At 36.7% G+C, this 17,618-nt stretch carries 19 protein-coding genes; 7 read left to right on the top strand and 12 right to left on the bottom strand.

The window, feature by feature from the left end; genetic code table 11:
• Position 1: 1 nt before the first annotated feature.
• The 5 genes from lgt to uvrA form a co-directional block, all read right to left on the bottom strand.
• On the bottom strand, positions 2–808 hold the full coding sequence (gene lgt, locus ACQV2T_RS00095) for a prolipoprotein diacylglyceryl transferase (RefSeq protein ID WP_428873184.1): 807 nt from the start codon (positions 806–808) through the stop codon (positions 2–4).
• A gap of 19 nt (positions 809–827) precedes the next feature.
• Positions 828–1,769 carry an HPr(Ser) kinase/phosphatase gene (gene hprK, locus ACQV2T_RS00090; protein ID WP_428873183.1) on the bottom strand — a complete coding sequence of 314 codons (942 nt, stop codon included), beginning with the start codon at positions 1,767–1,769 and terminating at the stop codon, positions 828–830.
• A 122-nt stretch (positions 1,770–1,891) separates the two neighbouring features.
• Positions 1,892–2,185, bottom strand: coding sequence for a PspC domain-containing protein (locus ACQV2T_RS00085; protein ID WP_428873182.1), 294 nt, complete (start codon positions 2,183–2,185; stop codon positions 1,892–1,894).
• Positions 2,185–3,930 (bottom strand): DUF4097 family beta strand repeat-containing protein, encoded by a 1,746-nt coding sequence (locus ACQV2T_RS00080; RefSeq protein ID WP_428873181.1) that lies wholly within the window; start codon positions 3,928–3,930, stop codon positions 2,185–2,187. Before ACQV2T_RS00080 ends, ACQV2T_RS00085 begins: the two co-directional genes overlap by 1 nt.
• 188 nt (positions 3,931–4,118) lie before the next feature.
• A complete protein-coding gene (gene uvrA / locus ACQV2T_RS00075; RefSeq protein ID WP_428876284.1) occupies positions 4,119–6,965 on the bottom strand; it encodes an excinuclease ABC subunit UvrA in 2,847 nt (948 codons plus the stop codon).
• Positions 6,966–7,161: 196 nt separating this feature from the next.
• Here uvrA and ACQV2T_RS00070 point away from each other — a divergent pair, with 196 nt between their 5' ends.
• The 3 genes from ACQV2T_RS00070 (at position 7,162) to ACQV2T_RS00060 (ending at position 9,346) form a co-directional block, all read left to right on the top strand.
• On the top strand, positions 7,162–7,848 hold the full coding sequence (locus tag ACQV2T_RS00070; RefSeq protein WP_428873179.1) for a phosphoribosylaminoimidazolesuccinocarboxamide synthase: 687 nt from the start codon (positions 7,162–7,164) through the stop codon (positions 7,846–7,848).
• Between the two features lie 191 nt (positions 7,849–8,039).
• Complete coding sequence (locus ACQV2T_RS00065; protein ID WP_428873178.1) at positions 8,040–8,366, top strand: PadR family transcriptional regulator; 327 nt, start codon at positions 8,040–8,042, stop codon at positions 8,364–8,366.
• Positions 8,367–8,368: 2 nt separating this feature from the next.
• Positions 8,369–9,346 carry a permease prefix domain 1-containing protein gene (locus ACQV2T_RS00060; RefSeq protein ID WP_428893084.1) on the top strand — a complete coding sequence of 326 codons (978 nt, stop codon included), beginning with the start codon at positions 8,369–8,371 and terminating at the stop codon, positions 9,344–9,346.
• 187 nt (positions 9,347–9,533) lie between these two features.
• On the opposite strand, the gene ACQV2T_RS00055 is transcribed toward ACQV2T_RS00060, so the two are convergent.
• From ACQV2T_RS00055 to ACQV2T_RS00035, 5 genes are all read right to left on the bottom strand, one after another.
• Positions 9,534–9,977 carry a pyridoxamine 5'-phosphate oxidase family protein gene (locus ACQV2T_RS00055; protein WP_428875172.1) on the bottom strand — a complete coding sequence of 148 codons (444 nt, stop codon included), beginning with the start codon at positions 9,975–9,977 and terminating at the stop codon, positions 9,534–9,536.
• Between the two features lie 28 nt (positions 9,978–10,005).
• Entirely contained in the window at positions 10,006–10,863 is an 858-nt protein-coding gene (locus ACQV2T_RS00050) for a hypothetical protein (protein ID WP_428875171.1), read from the bottom strand.
• Between the two features lie 131 nt (positions 10,864–10,994).
• Complete coding sequence (locus tag ACQV2T_RS00045; RefSeq protein WP_428875170.1) at positions 10,995–11,330, bottom strand: PTS lactose/cellobiose transporter subunit IIA; 336 nt, start codon at positions 11,328–11,330, stop codon at positions 10,995–10,997.
• A 1-nt stretch (position 11,331) separates the two neighbouring features.
• The gene (locus ACQV2T_RS00040) at positions 11,332–11,649 is read right to left on the bottom strand and encodes a PTS sugar transporter subunit IIB (protein ID WP_428873173.1); all 318 of its coding nucleotides are present in this window, start codon (positions 11,647–11,649) and stop codon (positions 11,332–11,334) included.
• Between the two features lie 243 nt (positions 11,650–11,892).
• Positions 11,893–13,227: a DUF2254 domain-containing protein gene (locus ACQV2T_RS00035; protein ID WP_428893083.1), complete on the bottom strand. Its 1,335-nt coding sequence runs from the start codon at positions 13,225–13,227 to the stop codon at positions 11,893–11,895.
• A gap of 352 nt (positions 13,228–13,579) precedes the next feature.
• Here ACQV2T_RS00035 and ACQV2T_RS00030 point away from each other — a divergent pair, with 352 nt between their 5' ends.
• From ACQV2T_RS00030 to ACQV2T_RS00015, 4 genes are all read left to right on the top strand, one after another.
• Complete coding sequence (locus ACQV2T_RS00030; protein ID WP_428873171.1) at positions 13,580–13,828, top strand: biotin/lipoyl-containing protein; 249 nt, start codon at positions 13,580–13,582, stop codon at positions 13,826–13,828.
• The gene (gene lipA, locus ACQV2T_RS00025; protein ID WP_428875168.1) at positions 13,829–14,755 is read left to right on the top strand and encodes a lipoyl synthase; all 927 of its coding nucleotides are present in this window, start codon (positions 13,829–13,831) and stop codon (positions 14,753–14,755) included.
• 6 nt (positions 14,756–14,761) lie between these two features.
• The gene (locus ACQV2T_RS00020) at positions 14,762–15,763 is read left to right on the top strand and encodes a lipoate--protein ligase (protein ID WP_428893082.1); all 1,002 of its coding nucleotides are present in this window, start codon (positions 14,762–14,764) and stop codon (positions 15,761–15,763) included.
• Positions 15,764–15,850: 87 nt separating this feature from the next.
• Entirely contained in the window at positions 15,851–16,438 is a 588-nt protein-coding gene (locus ACQV2T_RS00015) for a pyridoxamine 5'-phosphate oxidase family protein (RefSeq protein ID WP_428893081.1), read from the top strand.
• A gap of 57 nt (positions 16,439–16,495) precedes the next feature.
• Here the strand turns inward: ACQV2T_RS00015 and ACQV2T_RS00010 are convergent, their stop codons facing one another.
• Together ACQV2T_RS00010 and ACQV2T_RS00005 are read right to left on the bottom strand one after the other, a co-directional pair.
• Complete coding sequence (locus ACQV2T_RS00010) at positions 16,496–17,113, bottom strand: DUF5052 family protein (protein ID WP_428875165.1); 618 nt, start codon at positions 17,111–17,113, stop codon at positions 16,496–16,498.
• A gap of 84 nt (positions 17,114–17,197) precedes the next feature.
• Positions 17,198–17,416 carry an LOG family protein gene (locus ACQV2T_RS00005; RefSeq protein ID WP_428875164.1) on the bottom strand — a complete coding sequence of 73 codons (219 nt, stop codon included), beginning with the start codon at positions 17,414–17,416 and terminating at the stop codon, positions 17,198–17,200.
• Between the last annotated feature and the right edge of the window lie 202 nt (positions 17,417–17,618).

Raw genomic sequence — 17,618 nt, 5'->3', positions numbered from 1 at the left:
CTTATCTTGCAATATCTGATTCCTTATAGAAGGGAAGTGTCAAGTGGACTCTTCGATAAATCATAATTGAAATAGCACTTACAACGATAATTAACGAAAAAACTTGTGAGACTCTAAAAGGTCCCCAATAAAGACTATCTGTTCGTAAACCTTCAATCCAAGCTCTACCTATACCGTACCAAACTGCATAAAAGCTTGCGACTTCTCCTTCTTTTAAGAAACGCTTCCTTCTTATCGTCATAATTAAAACAAGACCGATAAAGTTCCATAAAGACTCAAATAAGAAGGTGGGTTGACGATATTGCCCTTGGACTTCCATTTGATCAATGATAAAAGTAGGTAATCTTAAATTTTCTAAATAGGAGCGACTCACAATCCCTCCGTAAGCCTCCTGGTTAATAAAATTACCCCACCGCCCAACAATTTGTGCCAACATCAAGGCAGGTGCTGCCATGTCCATTTCTAATGCTGCATTTAAATTATCTTTACGAATAAAATATATTAAGGTTAGAAAGCCCGCAATAATTCCGCCATAGATTGCAATACCACCGTTCCAAATAGCAAAAACACTCAACAAATTATCTTGATAGGACTGCCAAGAAAAGGCTACATAATAAATTCTAGCCCCTATAAAACCGATGATAATTGCCCAAAAAAGGCGATCAAAGGCCTTATCTGGATCGGCCCCTTTACGTTTAACTTCCCTTATATATAAGAAATAGGCCAATAACATTCCGAAACCAATGATTAGCCCATACCAATAGACAGGCCAACTTCCAATATGAAAGGCGATGCGATCTATCTTCATAAAAATTGAGCCGAAAGAATTAATCATTAGTCACCTCACGATTAGACATGATCAAAGCATCTAATTTAGCATTAAAGGCATCTGTAGCATCAAAGCCCATACTGTTGGCTCTGAAATTCATAGCGGCTGCTTCAATAATAGCTGCTAAGTTCCGTCCTGTTTTTACCGGTATTCTCGTTCTTGGGATTTGAACATCAAAAATCCGGTCGTATTGTTGACCAGACCCTAAACGATCATATTCAATTTGTCCATCATCTAATACCATCTCGATAATTAATTCTAACTTTTTAGAACGTACAATGGCCGAGACTCCATAAAGACTCATTACATCAACAATTCCCAAGCCACGAATTTCTAATAAGTTTTGTAGAATTTCCGGCGCTTCACCAATTAGGGTTAGCTCATCCACCATAAAAAATTCTACTCGGTCATCGGCTACTAGACGGTGACCCCTTTGAATCAACTCTAAAGCGGTTTCTGATTTGCCGACTCCAGAGGTGCCTGTTAACAAGACTCCCATCCCAAATACTTCAAGAAAGACTCCATGCTTTGAAAAACGCTCTGCTAATTGTCCTTCTAAATAATTGGTTAGATTTGCCAAGACCCGGCTAGTACGAGAACGAGCTGAAAGTAGTGGCACCTGACGTTCTTTAGCTATTAAAATAAGTTCTGAAGGTATAGATATTTTTCGAGCGACTACAATAGCAGGCGTATCTTCACGACAGATAGAGCGGAATTTCTCAATACGTTCTTGGCTAGTCAAGGTATCTAAATAAGCTGTTTCTGTTCGACCGATTAATTGAATCCGATCACTCGGATAGAATTCTTTGAAGTCTGCCAGAATAAGTCCTGGTCTTGAAACTTCACTGGAAACAATTTTCTTATCGACATGTTCATGACCATAGACAATCTCCACATCTAAAGTTTCAGTTAATTTTTGGACTGTCACATATTTTCCCACGGTCCGATCCTCCATTCATTTTTCTCTAAAATGGTATCATAGAAAGAGCCTTCTGACTAGCAAATGGCGCTATCATTAAAAATGAGCCCTCACCTAATAAGATGAGGGCTCGTTTTATTTTTCTAAAAGTCACTCCAGTTATCGTCATCTTGAGGAGTAATATCTTTAATCACCTGATGAGAATTAGTTTCTGAATATTTCTTTCCTTTACGACGTAAAGAGGGTTTGCCAACTTGATAATCATAGGGTATAATAACCGCCATTAAAATGTATGGGAAAAAACCCACTCCTGCTGAAAACATAGCAATCAGAAAAATTAAACGGACTAAAGTCGAATCAATATTAAAGTATTCTGCTATACCACCACAAACACCAAAAATGCGGCGATCGGATGATGAGCGTGTTAATCGTTGCATTATTTACCTTCCTTTCCTGTCTCAGAATCTCCATCTTTTAGGTACAAATCTCCAAAGGTAATACTTGCATCAATCTGAACTTCTTTCTGATCCAGATGACCGGGACGATTGTATATAAATGATTTACCACCATCAAAAATTTCTTGTCGGTCTAAGCCAGACATTCGATGCTTAATTTGTCCTTCAGAGAGATTACCTCTTGCGGTGAAAGCCTGTTCTTTTAGTAAGCTGACTTTAAGGTCGCCATGAACAGCTGAAAGTGAGATGTTAGCTGGTTCGATATCTTTTTTAGTAATGTAACAATCTCCATTAACTGTACTGGCCTTAATATTACCAACTGGTCCAACAATTCGGAAGTCTCCATTAATATTTTTAAGACTAGTTGTTTGGATGGTTGAGTTTTTAATTTTTACATCACCATTGACTAGATTCAAACCTAATATATCAGTTGAGATGTTTTTAAGTTTAACATCTCCTAATTTTGTGTCAATATTCACTTCATCTGCCTTGGTATCAGCAAGACGGATGTCTCCTCGCTTACTAGAAATGATTAGATTGTTTACTTCCATTTGTTTGACTCTTATATCTCCATTAAGGGTATTTAAAACAACTGAATGATATAGCTTATGAGGCAAGCTGATCTTGGCATCCATAGCTAAATTCATAGCATCCACATGAAAAACCAATTTATTTTCAATGGTGGTTATAGTTACTTTTTCTTTGAACAAGTCAACCGTTAGCTTATCTTGTCCACCCATCAGCTTAATAGCAGCCTCTACTAAAATGTCGTCGCCTTCATGGAATTCTACTTGTAAATCACCATTTAATACATTAAAATCCATCGCTGTTAAAGTTGCTCCATCAAAGGAAAAAGTATGGTCTAATACTTGACTCTTAATCCAAGGCACATTGAAAGATACATTAACATCCTTAGTGGTGAAATTATTGAGTGAGGATTTTATCAGATCCTTCACTTGCTTGCCAAGGCGTTTACCTTCTCTGCTTGCTTCTTCTTTAAATTGGTGCGCTTGCTCAGTAAGAACTTGGGTGGAATTAGAAATAAACCGTTTAAATTCAGGGTCAGCTTGTTGATTTTCTTTACATTCTTCATATAGATCCTCTTGCTGATCATAAAGTCCTTCGACTTGCTGTTCTAAATGTTTAATTTCACTGTCAATCGCTCTTTCTTGTAAGGTAAAATCTTTGACCTGATCTTTCATCTCAGTGGTCAGTTCTTCAATTTCAGCCAGAATTTCTAGTTCTCTTAACCGCTGTTGGATAATAATCTTTTCTTCATTAAATTGATGAAGTCGCTCATTAACCTCTTCAATTTCTTGCTGAATGGCCTGCCCTTTTGTTTCAAAAGCTTCAGCCTTTGCTTGATAAGAAGCATGTTCTTCTTGATCACTGGTCTGTTCTTTAAAAGAAGGTCTGTCTTTTGTTTCTTTACGGTTTTCCAGTGAATCATTGACCTCTTTAACGACTTGATTGCTTGCTTGAGCTACTTCTTTCACTACACTTGTCCCTGCATTCACTGCTTGATCTACCATTGAACGAACCAGGCGGTTGAGGTCATCTTTTACCAATGTCTTGCTCTCAATTTTAGTGTCTTTTGTCTTAGCGCTATCCTCAGTAGGTTCTGATGAATCGTTTGCCATACCACCTGCTTCAAGTAATCTTAAGGCTTCATCCATAGATATAATTTTTTGTCTAACTAATTCGATAATTCTTTCTTTCTCGTTCATAATAATCCTCCTAATTTATACTGACCCTCTTCATCTTCTATTATGCTAGTTAATTACTCTTTAATCATAGGTCCCTAGGCTGATATTTGTTTTTAAAGAAATCGTTATCTGATTCCTGTTATTAGGATAGCGGTTATTATTAAAAAAGCATAGGCCGGACGTCTTAATTTCCCAGCCTATGCTCTCTATTATCGAAAACCCTTATCTTTATCGCGCTTCAAAATATCTTTTAAAAATTTGCCAGTATGACTCTTTCGTTTTCTAGCGATTTCTTCCGGAGTACCAACAGCCACTACTTGACCTCCGTGACTACCACCTTCGGGCCCCATATCAATAATATAGTCTGCCGTTTTAATTACATCAAGATTGTGTTCAATAATAACTACCGTGTTGCCAGCCTCTACTAATCGATTAATAACATTCATTAATTTAACAATATCATGAACATGTAATCCAGTAGTCGGTTCATCCAAAATATAAAGCGTTTTGCCATTGGAAACACGATGAAGTTCAGCGGCTAATTTCATTCGCTGTGCTTCTCCACCCGATAAAGTGGTTGCCGATTGTCCTAACTGGATATAGCCTAAACCTACGTCTTGCAGCGTTTTCATTTTGCGCGCTATCTTTGGATGCGCATCAAAAAATTCCACTGCTTCATCGACTGTCATATTTAAGACATCGCTTATCGATTGTCCTTTGAATTTAATTTCGAGTGTCTCTGAATTGTAACGGGCGCCATGACAGACATCGCACGGAACATAAACATCTGGGAGAAAATGCATTTCAATTTTCTTAATACCTGCTCCACCACAAGATTCACAACGTCCTCCCTTGACATTAAATGAAAATCTTCCTTTATTGTAACCGCGAATTTTAGCATCATTAGTATTCGCAAATAATGCACGAATGTCATCAAAAACAGAAGTATAGGTTGCCGGGTTAGACCTTGGAGTTCGACCAATTGGACTTTGATCAATTTCAATCACTTTTTCTAGCTCTTCAAATCCACTGATATCTTTGAATTTACCCGGTCTTTCCTGAGTAGAGGTTAACCGCTTAGCTAAGGCAACTTTTAAGATGCGATTCACTAAGGACGATTTGCCAGAACCGGAAACGCCAGTCACACAAGTTAAGCGACCAATTGGAAAAGAAACATCGATATTTTTTAAATTGTTTTCACGAGCACCCTTGACCTCAATCCAACCTAAGTCTTCCTGTCTACGTTTTTTAGGCACAACAATCCCTTTTTCGCCCCTTAGGTATTTACCAGTAAGAGAGTCAGGGTTCCCCATTACCTCTTGAGGGGTTCCAGCAGCTACAATTTTTCCTCCTTGATCGCCCGCACCAGGCCCAATATCGATTAGGTAGTCAGCTGCTAACATGGTCTCTTCATCGTGCTCAACAACAATTAGGGTGTTCCCTAAATCACGCATCTCCATTAATGAATGAATTAAGCGATCATTGTCTCGTTGATGCAAGCCAATTGAAGGTTCATCCAGTATATAAAGCACGCCGCTTAGTCGCGAGCCAATTTGGGTAGCTAAACGAATCCTTTGAGCTTCTCCTCCTGACAACGAGCCTGCAATTCGATCGAGTGTCAAATACTCCAATCCCACATTATCTAGAAAAGTCAAACGATCATTGATTTCTTTCATAATCGGTTGAGCAATCATCAAGTCATGCTCATCAAATTGTATATTTTCAAAATGTGTTTTTGCCATATCAATAGACAATGCTGTCACTTGAGCAATATTTTTATCAGCCACTCTTACACTTAAAGCTTTTTCGTTCAAGCGTTGACCTCTACAAGTTGGACACTCTAACTCTTGCATATAATTACGCAAAACATCTCGCATATAATCTGAACTTGTTTGATTATAGCGTCTTTCAACATTATTAAAGATCCCTTCAAATGTCTGATCAACCGTTCGCTTCTTACCACCGTGCATGGGTTCAAAGGTAAATTTAAAGTGAAAGTTAGGTTGCCCATATTTGAGCGCTTCTTGTTGGTCCTTGGTTAATTCTTCATAAGGAAGGTCCATTGGGATACCGTAAGCTTTAGCAAATTGTTCTAGCATAGAAGCATAGTAGCCCGAACCTTCTTTGCCCCAAGGTAAAAAGGCTCCCTCACGCAAAGTTAAGGTTGGATCAGGAATAATTAAATCTTCATCAGGAGTTAAACGAGCACCCAAACCATCACAAGCCGGACAAGAACCGAAGGGTGCATTAAAAGAAAAAAGTCTTGGTTCTAACTCTTCAATAGAAAAATCACAGTATGGACAAGTATAATGCTCATTAAAATAAAGTTCCTCTCCATCAATTACATCTACAACTAAATAACCTTTAGAAGCATTCACTGCTGTTTCAACGGAGTCATAAAGTCGAGATCGAATCCCTTCTTTAATCACAATTCGATCGACCACAATTTCAATAGTATGACTGACTTTTTTTGAAAGTTCGGGAACTTCGGTTAAATCAAATATTTCTCCATCTACTCTTACACGAACATAACCTTCTTTAGCTACTTGCTCCAACACTCTTTTATGCTGCCCTTTTTGATTCCTTACAAGTGGTGAAAGAATTTGAATTTTACTGCGATCTGGTAATTCCAATAAGCGATCCACCATCTGTTCAACAGATTGTCTAACAATGGGTAAGTTGTGACGAGGACAGTAGGGAGTCCCTACTCTGGCATAAAGCAAACGTAAAAAATCATTAATTTCAGTAGCTGTTCCTACGGTTGAGCGCGGGTTCTTACTGGTTGTCTTTTGATCAATTGAAATGGCGGGACTCAGACCCTCAATCGAATCGACTTCCGGTTTATCCATTTGCCCTAAAAATTGACGTGCATAGGCTGACAAACTTTCTACATACCTTCTTTGGCCTTCTGCATATAGGGTATCAAAGGCAAGTGATGACTTGCCAGACCCCGATAATCCAGTCACTACAACTAATTGATCACGAGGTATTTCTATGTCTATATTTTTTAAATTGTGGGTTCTTGCACCCTTGATGGTAATTTTATCTTTAGTCAAAATAATCCCTCTCTTCTCTGTCCGTAAAAAAACTCTTCACCTCATTATAACACAGGTCACTTTCTAAACCAGAAAATTTGTTCGTATGTTTTCCCGAACGTTTAACTGGAATTTCGTTTATTCATCTAACTTTTTATACTCCTTAAGATAGGGGTGTGCTAAAATTAACTTATGTTAATAAGAAAGGGTGTTGAAATTGCAATTAGTTTATAAAGGCAAAACAAAAGACGTCTACTCCTTGGAAAATGGAAACTACCTCTTAAAATTTAAAGACGATGTCACTGGAGAAAACGGTGTCTTTGACCCTGGGGCGAACTCTGTTGGTCTATCTATCGAAGGCGTTGGTCGTGCTGGTTTAGAAATGTCTCAATTTTTCTTTGATAAAATCCATCAAGCTGGAATCTCAACACACTTTGTTAATGCAAACATGGATGAACAAACAATGGAGGTTAAGCCTGCTAAAGTGTTTGGTAAAGGTTTAGAAGTGATTTGCCGCCAAAAAGCAGTGGGTTCTTTCTTCCGTCGCTACGGTGATTATATTGAAGAAGGCAGTGATCTTCCTCAATACGTGGAGTTCACAATTAAAGATGATGATCGTCAAGATCCACCAATCACTAAAGACGGATTAGTTGTTCTTGATATTTTATCCGCTGAACAAGTAGACCGCACCGTTGAGCTCACTCGTCAAATTACAACCATTGTATCTGATGAATTAAAAGCTCATGGTCTTGATCTTTATGATATTAAGTTTGAATTTGGTACTTTACAAAACAACGATGAAGTTGTCCTAATTGATGAAATCTCTGGTGGTAATATGCGTGTCTATAAAGACGGCCAATATATTGAACCATTGAAATTACACCAATTACTATTTAAAGCTTAATTCCTATTTTAAATCTAAGCCAAATAATAAAATCAAAGCGTCTCTCGATTAAATAATCGAGAGGCGCTTGTTTTATTCCTATTTTCCTAGGACTATGGTCTGATTTTTTAAAAAACTACTTTATCTGCCGTAGTAATTGTTTTATAATTTAAATACTCCATCAGATACAGTAAAAAGAGTGAGGTGATTCATTGATAAATAGTGATATTTTTAGAGGGTATAACGACCTTTTCATCCTAGCTATTTTAGATAAGAGTGATTCCTATGGTTATGAAATTGGCAAAACAATTTCTCATTTATCCAATGAAAAATACATCATGAAAGAAACAACTCTTTACTCCATTTTTAACCGCTTAAAAAAAGATGGTTTAATCGAAGACTATCCCGGCCAGAAAACAAATGGTCGTCCAAGAACCTACTATCGATTAACGCAAAAAGGGAAAGAAGTCTTACAAGATAAAGTCAAAGAATGGACAATCGTTAAAGCAATCGTGGAAAATATTATTAAAGGAGCTTAATTATGGACGTAATAAAAACCTATCTTGATTCTATGTTTAACAAGATTGAAGTCAATGATGAAATGCTTCAACTGAAGGCAGAAATCTTGGCAAATATGGAAGACAAATACCAAGACTTAATTGATTCAGGTCTGAGTGAGCATGAAGCCGTTGGTAAAGTGATTACTGAATTTGGCAGTATTGAGGAACTGATTGATGCTTATCAATTCAAAACACAAGATAAAAACAAACTGCCACACTATCCCTTACTCACAGAAGAAGAAATCAATGCTTTTATTACCAATAGCACCAAGTCAAATTTATTAACAGCCCTCGGCACCTTTTTAATGATTGCCTCTTCATCAGTCTTCATGACTTTAGAAAGTGTCTTAGGTGAAAACAGCACCTTAGCCGATAGCTTCGGAATTAGTATCATCATAGTGTCAATTGTAATTGCTGTTGGTTTCTATGTAACAGCTAGCCAATTTAATGGCAAACCAAAAAAAGTAGCTAAGGGAGAATATCGTTTATCTAAGAACTTAGAAAGGCAACTAAAAAACGACTTGAAACAACAAGAGAAAGTTAGCTCTTATGGATTCATTGCTGGTATCGCCTTAATTCTTCTACCCATTATACCTATCGTTATAGTTGACAGTCTAAATGTAGCAACTAGTCTAGCAGATTTGACTATTTCCGGACTCTTGATCTGTGTTGCTAGCGCAGTCTTCCTTTTCATCTATTTAGGAGGAAATCAATCAACTTATAAAAAGTTATTGGAATCTGGCCTTTCATCACAGGTTAGCCCTCAAGAAATCAACAGTCGAGAGCGTCTTAAAAAAACAGATAAAATATTTGATGATATATACTGGCCATTGGTCACTGTTATTTATTTTCTCTGGTCGTTTATCAGTAGCGCTTGGGCAATTTCTTGGGTGACCTTTATAATTGCTAGCGTAATAGAGGACCTTTTAAAACATTTGTTAGGATTAAAAACCGATTAAATAAAATCACTTCGATTACTAAATAGCTATATGAAAAAATCTTTACCTTTGAGAGATTTTGGCTTTAATAAAGTATAGCTCCACCTATCTTTGACTGAGAGCAAGATCCCTCCAGCATTCTTTCTAATTGAACAATTAGTGAAGCCCTTTGAAAATGTAACTTCTACATTTTCAAAGGGCTTTATCATTACATCTTAGATAATTTTCCACCAATTTCAAACTCATACTTATGACCTTGAGTCATTGAGTGGTAGAAGCCTTTACCTTCATATATTTGAAACACTTGGGCACCCACTTGATCTGCTTGATCAGGGTAAACTATTTCGACATAAGGGTTGTTACCTAAAATTTCTGTTAATTTTTCTTTACCTAACTCTCGTACTTTCCCTTCAATCCGAATCACCTGAATCAAATAATCTTCTTCCTTCATAGCTGTCATTGCAACAGCTTTATTGTCTTGGAGTTGTTGATAAAGATTTGTTTTAGGATTGGTCATGAAAAAGATTCCTTTATCGTTTGCTAGACCAACATGAACATGTCGAGCATGCGGTTTATTTTCATTGTCAACCGTTGCTAGCACAGCGACTTTCATATCATTTTGAAATATATCCATAATTTTTTCGATGTTCATCTTTTTTCTCCTTAAAAAACAATTGAAATTAATATTCTCTGTTAAAAATATGATTTAGAGTTTGAGCCATATACACTTCAACTAAAGGACCTACCCAAAAAATTAACCCAATTATTGTTAGAAGCCCTAACAACCCTACAGTAACAATCGCTCCAACTCCATCCATCATAACGAAGCCTAGAAGACCTATCAAAATAAAAAAGACAATAAAGATTAAAAGAATAACTATTAGGCTTTTTGCGATTCGGCCAAAATTATTTTTAGCTACCGTTAAACTTTTAGTAAAGGTTGCCCAGAAATTATACTTGCCTTCCACATCATATGCTATTAGATATGAAATAGGTACTAAAAACACGCTTAAGGCCAATGCCAACAGCATAAATATCAAAACAAAAACTAAGCTAGCCGTATTGCCATATTGGCTTAGTTGAAAAAATATCAAGCCAGAAACAAATAATAGTAAGAACCCGGCGATCCAACCCAAGACATTGGCAAAAAATGACTTGATCGGAAGTGTAATGATTTTTACAGGAGAGGTATGAAAGAAAGCTGAATCTGCTATTCGCATTTCAGGAAAATTTAGCTTTTGAAAATAGGATCTTCTTTGCATAATGCGTAGGAATACCGATAATATCATAGTGATTAAGGCTATTAAGCCTCCTACACCTGTATATTGTGCTTTAAAAAAATCTTGACTAAATTGAACTAATTGATCGGGTGTCATCGTTTCATTAACACTGGTAATAAATGTATTCAATTGATCATTAACCGGAGAGAACATATTGAGAATTCTATTGATTACGGAGGATCCTACAGTTGCAATAAGAATAGTCCCCATAAAATAGCCATAATGTCTTTTTAATCTTTGAATCGAATCAGATAACATCTAACCACTCCTATCATTTTTGATATTCTTTATTTTATCAATTATCGCTGCTAGCTTCAACATAGGGCTGGTGAACTTCTCCCATGGAAAGGAAAAACCTTCTTAAAGAAAAAGAAGGTTTAAATAATTATTTATTTAAATTTTTTATGATTCGGTAGGATTAATTGATATAAATCGACGATTTCTTTTGCCATATCGTTAACAGTCATTGCGTTCATCAGGTGGTCTTGGGCATGAATCATTAATAAAGATAATTCCGAGCTATTCCCTTGAGCTTCGCCTACCAATAACTTTGTCTGCAATTGATGAGCAGTTAAGATTGACTCCTGGGCTAATGCGAACTTCTGCTGAGCCAAATCAAAATTGCCTTCTTTAGCAAAGCGGATAGCCTCCATTGATTGACTGCGCGCATCGCCACCATTGGCAATCATTAGCATGGCAATTTCTTGTACTTCTTCTACTTTCATTTTAGTCTAAAAGCGATTCGGCTTGCAACAAGACTTTTCTACCGTTTGCTAAGCCGTAATCATTTTTATCAATACTTTCAACAATGATTTGCTTTGGAGCATAGCGTTTAGACAAACCTTCTGATAAATAAGAAACTTGTGGTCCTAATAATAAGACATCGATATTTTCATTGTTTACATAATCTTCCATTTCATGGATCGAAGATGAAATAATCTCATAATCTAGTTCTTCAGTCTTTACAATATTATTCATCTTATTAACCAACATGGTTGTAGACATTCCAGTACCACACACCAACATAATTGTTTTTTTACTCATTAGTCACCCTCCATATAATAAATCACAAATAATTACTCTTATAGAATCTATATTAGCTGATTATTTAAGCGTTTTCAACGGCTTTATGCTTTTTTTTGATAAACAGTGCCATTATTTACTAACGGTGTCTTTTAATCGCACATTAAAACTGATAAAGCTGATTCGTTGTGATCGGCCTCATTAAAAAACTAAAATCTTTGCTCACACCAATAGTCTAACAAATTACAGCAATTTTTTACACCTTTATTCCTCATTTTTCTCAGTTTCTTTAGGCCTTAACCTAGCAATAGGTTCCATCACTTCGTTAAACATTCTTTGGTCATATTCAGACTCAAAATGGTCGGTTATTTTATTTGATAAGTATGATATAAACCCTTTAATAACCTCTTGATGCTTATGAGAAGAATTAAGGCCAATGAAATATAAGGCTTCATAAAGATCACGAATTAAATAGGCGTCTTGATTAATATACTGAACCAATTGACCAAAATTTTGGAATAGAATCTTCTGAAAAGGGCAGTAGTCATAACAAACGCCTACTTCTAGTGTTTGTGACGAAGGTAATTCTATTTCTTCTAAATAGACTGCATACCTGGCCGGAGCTTGCCCTAATTCACCTAATAAAATGGACTGGTAACGAAAAACATGACTAATGGTGTTGGGGTCATTTATAGAAGGTGAGGCACTCCGCAAAGCGATATCTGTTAACTTCGAAAGAGCAAAATCAGGATTGTACATAGAAGAAGGTTCGTGTTGAAAAATAAAAGACCGATTCAATTTCTCTTCAAACTTTTCCCAATCTTTTTGTTTCTTCAAAGAATAAGCCTCAGCTAAAACAGCTCCTTTACCTACAAAATCACCATTTCTAACCTTCAAAACAATCACACATTTACATTCTTTTGCTAAATCAAATAAACGATCAATATCGACAAAATCTAGATAACCTTGTTTCAAAGACTCCACACTTTGACTGGCTGCCCCTTTAATAGAAGGCAATTGGTCCACAAATGTTGCTGCTTCAAAAAAGGCTTTATTTTCCGAGATAATTTTTGAAGCTCTTTCAAATAGTCCTTTAATGACCTGATTGTGTTGAACAGATTGTGAGATATCAAAAACAAAACGAATAAAGTATAAAACACTTGTAATCCCATACATTAAAGCCACTGTCCCCGACATCACTAAATATTCGCCTTGAGATTCGCGCATGAAAAATAAGGAAACCAGGCAATAAACAAAACCACCTAAATAAATACCCAAAGTTTGAGTAGACGATTTACGAAAAAGAAAATTTTCAATTGTTCGCGGCCCAAAACTAGAAGCATAATAGGACATCACACTCAGCATGGTAGCAAAAGTAAAAGTTGCCACAGCAAAAAGGGAGCCTGCTAAAGAACTTAATATCATTTGCGCAAAGTTTTGACTGGTTAGTAACACACTCGGTAGCGCATCTAGGTCTCCCCAATAGCGCACATCCATTAACATAACAAGTACCGCTAAAAAGAAAGCAAGTATAACATTATAAACAAATACCCACCAAGATTTTTGATCTTCAAAATATAGTTTTAAGCTTTCTATCATATGCACCTTTCCTCATTTCACTCTATCTTCCATTAAGAATAGAACATTCTTACCCATTCCACAAGTAGACATTCACAAAATAAATTCTTACCTCTCTTTATGATGATTAATCAAGACCTAGTTCTTGAATTTTTATCACAATCTTTCGGACTTTTCTTATTACTTTTTTCACGAACTTAAGTGTATTTGGTATAAAAATGCCTGTACGCTAGGTTTTATGAACTTGGGTGGGAAGGCAAGAACTGGATTAAATTTTTGTGAAAAGTATTGAACATTTATAGCGGAATGTCTACAATGGAGCGTAGAGATTTCCTAGGAAATAACTTTAAATTAATTGATTGGAGGAGTCATTTTGAAAAAAGAAATTGTATTTCCAAAATTAAGTTCAAAAGTATTGTCAGGGGTCATTATTGAATGGACCACAGAGGTTGGCCAAAGCATTCAAAAAGGTGAAGTATTATATTCAGTCGAAACCGATAAAGCTGTTCATGAGATTGAGTCGCCTTTTTCTGGAAAGCTAATAGCTATCCATCAAGAGCTAGGTGACAAAGTGACTGCTGGTGATTTAATTGCGACCATTGAAGAAAGTGAGGAAGCTTAAATGAAAATCACTGCCTCTTCATCAACCCAAGTAAAACCACGTATCCGCTTTGACAATGAATCCGTCGATCAAGTTAATAACTTACTTTCTAGCCTACAACTTAATACCGTTTGTGCCGAAGCTACCTGTCCTAACCTAGGTGAGTGCTACAAAAATGGTACAGCCACCTTCATGATCCTTGGTAGCCATTGCTCAAGAGCTTGTCGTTTTTGTGATATTCTGACAGGCAATATGGAAGAAGTGAATGACAAGGAGCCTGAAAACTTAGCCGATGCTTGTAAAACACTGGGGCTTCGCCATGTGGTAGTGACCAGTGTGGCACGTGATGATTTAGAAGATGGTGGAGCTGAACAATTTGCTCGCACAATTCGTGCTGTTAAAGAAAAATGCCCAGACACAACGATCGAGGTGCTTATACCAGATTTCCTAGGTAACAAAGAAAGTCTTGACCTTGTTATTGAAGCAAATCCTGAAATTATTAATCATAATATCGAAACGGTAGAGCGTTTATCTCCAAGAATTCGTCACCGCGCTACCTATGAACGTTCTCTTGACGTTTTAAAATATATTAAAAAACAAGCACCCCATATCTATACAAAGACAGGGATAATGCTAGGCTTAGGTGAAACTGAAGAAGAGGTTGCTCAAGCTATGGATGATAGTTTAGCGGTAGGCGTAGATTTCTTTACAATTGGACAATACCTTCAGCCTTCCCCTAAGCATTACAAACTAGAAGAATATATTTCGCTTGAACAATTTGGTAGATACAATAAAATGGGGATGAAAAAGGGCTTCAAGTTCGTAGCCTCTGGACCTCAAGTAAGAAGCTCCTACAAGGCTCATGAATCCTTGGATGCCGTCGGTGTTGACCATAACTTTGATGCTGAAAATAGCTTAGTGGCTCAATTAGCCAAAGAAGAAGCATAAAGACCCATGTTATATTTACCGACTGATTCACTTGATCCTAACTATTACTTTGCCTTAGAAGAATACTTAATGACCCAAAAAGCTTTAAAAGAAGACCTTTTCATGATCTGGCAAACCGATTTTACAGTCATGCTGGGTAATTACCAGAATGCATATGTTGAACTGAACTTACCAGAACTAGAAAAAGATCAAGTCGCTATTACACGACGTAATACAGGGGGCGGTACTATCTTCACCGACCGAGGTGGCTGGCAATTTAGTTTTATCACACCTCGTCCTCAAGGCGACAAGCGGCATGAAGCAATTAATTTTGAACGCTTCATGCAATCCATCATTCAGGCATTGCAAAGTTTAGGAATCCCTGCTGAAATGAATAGCCGCAATGATTTAATGATTCATGGTAAAAAGATTTCCGGCAATGCACAATGTTTTAAAGGAAATTCCATTCTGCATCATGGATCACTTTTATTTGAGACTGACTTGACAGCCATGGCAAACTATCTCAATCCAGCTAAACATAAATTAATTTCCAAGGGGATCAAATCTGTGAAAGACCGAACCACTAATATTAAGAATTACTGCCCAGACGATTGGGATGCTAAGACCTTTAAAGACGCTTTAGTCAAAGAAATTATAGGCGAGCAGCCAAGTTACTTCCACCTAAGTGAAGAAGATGAAAAAGCCGTACAAAAAATCAAACAGGAAAAGTTTGAATCTTGGGACTGGGTCTTCGGTCGCAACCCCCAATTTTCCTTAGTCAATGAAGCCGTATTAGCTGGCGGTTTGCTCAAAATGCACTGCCAAGTTGAAAAAGGTGTGATTCAATCTTTAGTTTTTGAAGGCGACTTCTTTAGTGCTCATGATTTGAATGAAGTGGAAGAGTCACTAAAAGGCATTAGCTTCAATAAAGAAGCCGTACAAAATCATTTTGAAAAATACTATCCGCAAGATCTCATTCACAATATAAGCAACCCAAAAATTATTGACACCCTTTTCAAAAATTTATAAACTAGCTATACAAAATATAAACATCTGATCCTTGAACCTGATGTTTATATTTTTTAGCTGTTGGCACTTATAGAAAGAAGGTTTATGATGTCAGACATTTATCAAGCTATGCGTCGCCACGATCGTTCCATGCCCAGAGATTTCGCCGAGCACGTTATCGATCACTCCCAATATGGTGTTCTTAGCCTTCCTGATCAACCTTATCCCTATGCCATCCCCCTTTCAATCGTTCGTGACAATCAAACTTTATACTTTCACAGCGCTAAAGCTGGTAAAAAGGTTGAATTGATTGAAGATAGCATGCAAGTCTGTGTTACTTTTGTCGGTAAAGTTCAAGTTCCTAATTTATATAGTGAAAGTGAAATCGCAAGGATAGTTGCTGATCCAAAATCATGGGGAACTCTAGCCCGCACTGTTTTCACCACTGAATTTGAGTCGGCCATTATCTATGGCAAAATTCGCAAAGTTACTAACGAAAAAGAATTGCTCAAGGCCTTACGTCTGATCGCCAAAAAATATGTCCCTAAACATTATTCACTAGTTGATAAAGCCATTGACACAGCTTTCGATTATGTTCAAGTCTATGCTATCGAAATAGAGCACCTTTCGAGCAAAAGAAAGAAATATGATGATCAAGGGCAAGAAATGAAACATGCCCGAGGATGGAAAGTTTAAAAAGAGGCTGTGACTGACGTCCGCCTCTTTTTTATTTTCAAAAATCGCTTTAAATAACTAACTATTTTCGAGTAACTCATTGTCATAGATCGTGTAATCACAACGGTAAATAAAGAGATACTTGCCATCTATTATGAGTCCTGTCGACTTAGGTACATCCGTTTTAAAATAGGAGACCTTATTCCCTGAATAAACGGCTAAAGGTGTTCCGTTTTGGCTTCGCACCATAATCGTCTTCTTTTTACCAAAAAAGGTTTGGCCTAAATTGTCCTGTAAGCGCGAAATGAATGGAAGGTTCGATCTCGTATCATAAAGTTCAACGCGATTATCTACCTCCATCGTCAAGTCATTTAACCCCTTCTCAGCAGCAATCAAAGATGATCCTACATGAGTCATCGTGTGCCCACCAATTTGAATATCTAAAACCTGTGAGTCAGCTTTGGTTGAGCCTTCAGCTGTTTGTGAATCGAACTCTTCATCTCGTTCAATTGAAACTGATTTTCCCGTCATAGAATCAATGATCTGGGCTTGCTCATCATAAGTTTGGACGGTCATAGTCAAACCAATAAAATCTTGTTTAAAGCCAGAAACAAATTCACTTATAGCCTGACAGCCAGTCAAAGCTAAAACCATTATTAATAGGATAGATAATTTAAAAGTGTGTTTGTTTTTCATTTTAGTCTCCTTTTCTTAATAGTATATCTATTCTACCAGAATCAATTACTAAGCGACTTGTACTAGAGGCTGATTTTCACTTATTTACAATCGTGATTCGTTTTTAATGAATCCTTCAATTTGCTTATAATCTTCCGTTAAGAGAAATCCTTCTTCAACCATTTGTTGGTAAACTTTTTGTAGTCCATTGTAATAACCATTAACATTCATGAATATACAGGGATTCGTGTTTTGACCCACCCGACTCCAAGAGACGGCTTCCACTACTTCATCCGATATCCCTGTTCCATTAGGAAGCACCACAATAAACCACTATTTTAATAGTCTACCTCCTCTTTTTCAATTTACTATTATAACTAATTTTTTGTCAATAAATAGTTATTCTTAGCCCATTAAACAAAATTATTCTCAAAAGAAAATTTTTTGCAACAGTCTTAATTGTTTTTTATTGGTTCTATAATTTATAGGGTTGATGGCCGAAGGCCTCAACTCTATTTTTTACTTT

Origin of the sequence: Facklamia sp. P13069 (genome assembly GCF_050409405.1) — a bacterium.
GTDB lineage: Bacteria > Bacillota > Bacilli > Lactobacillales > Aerococcaceae > Facklamia.
This window is presented reverse-complemented; position numbering and strand designations above follow the sequence as displayed.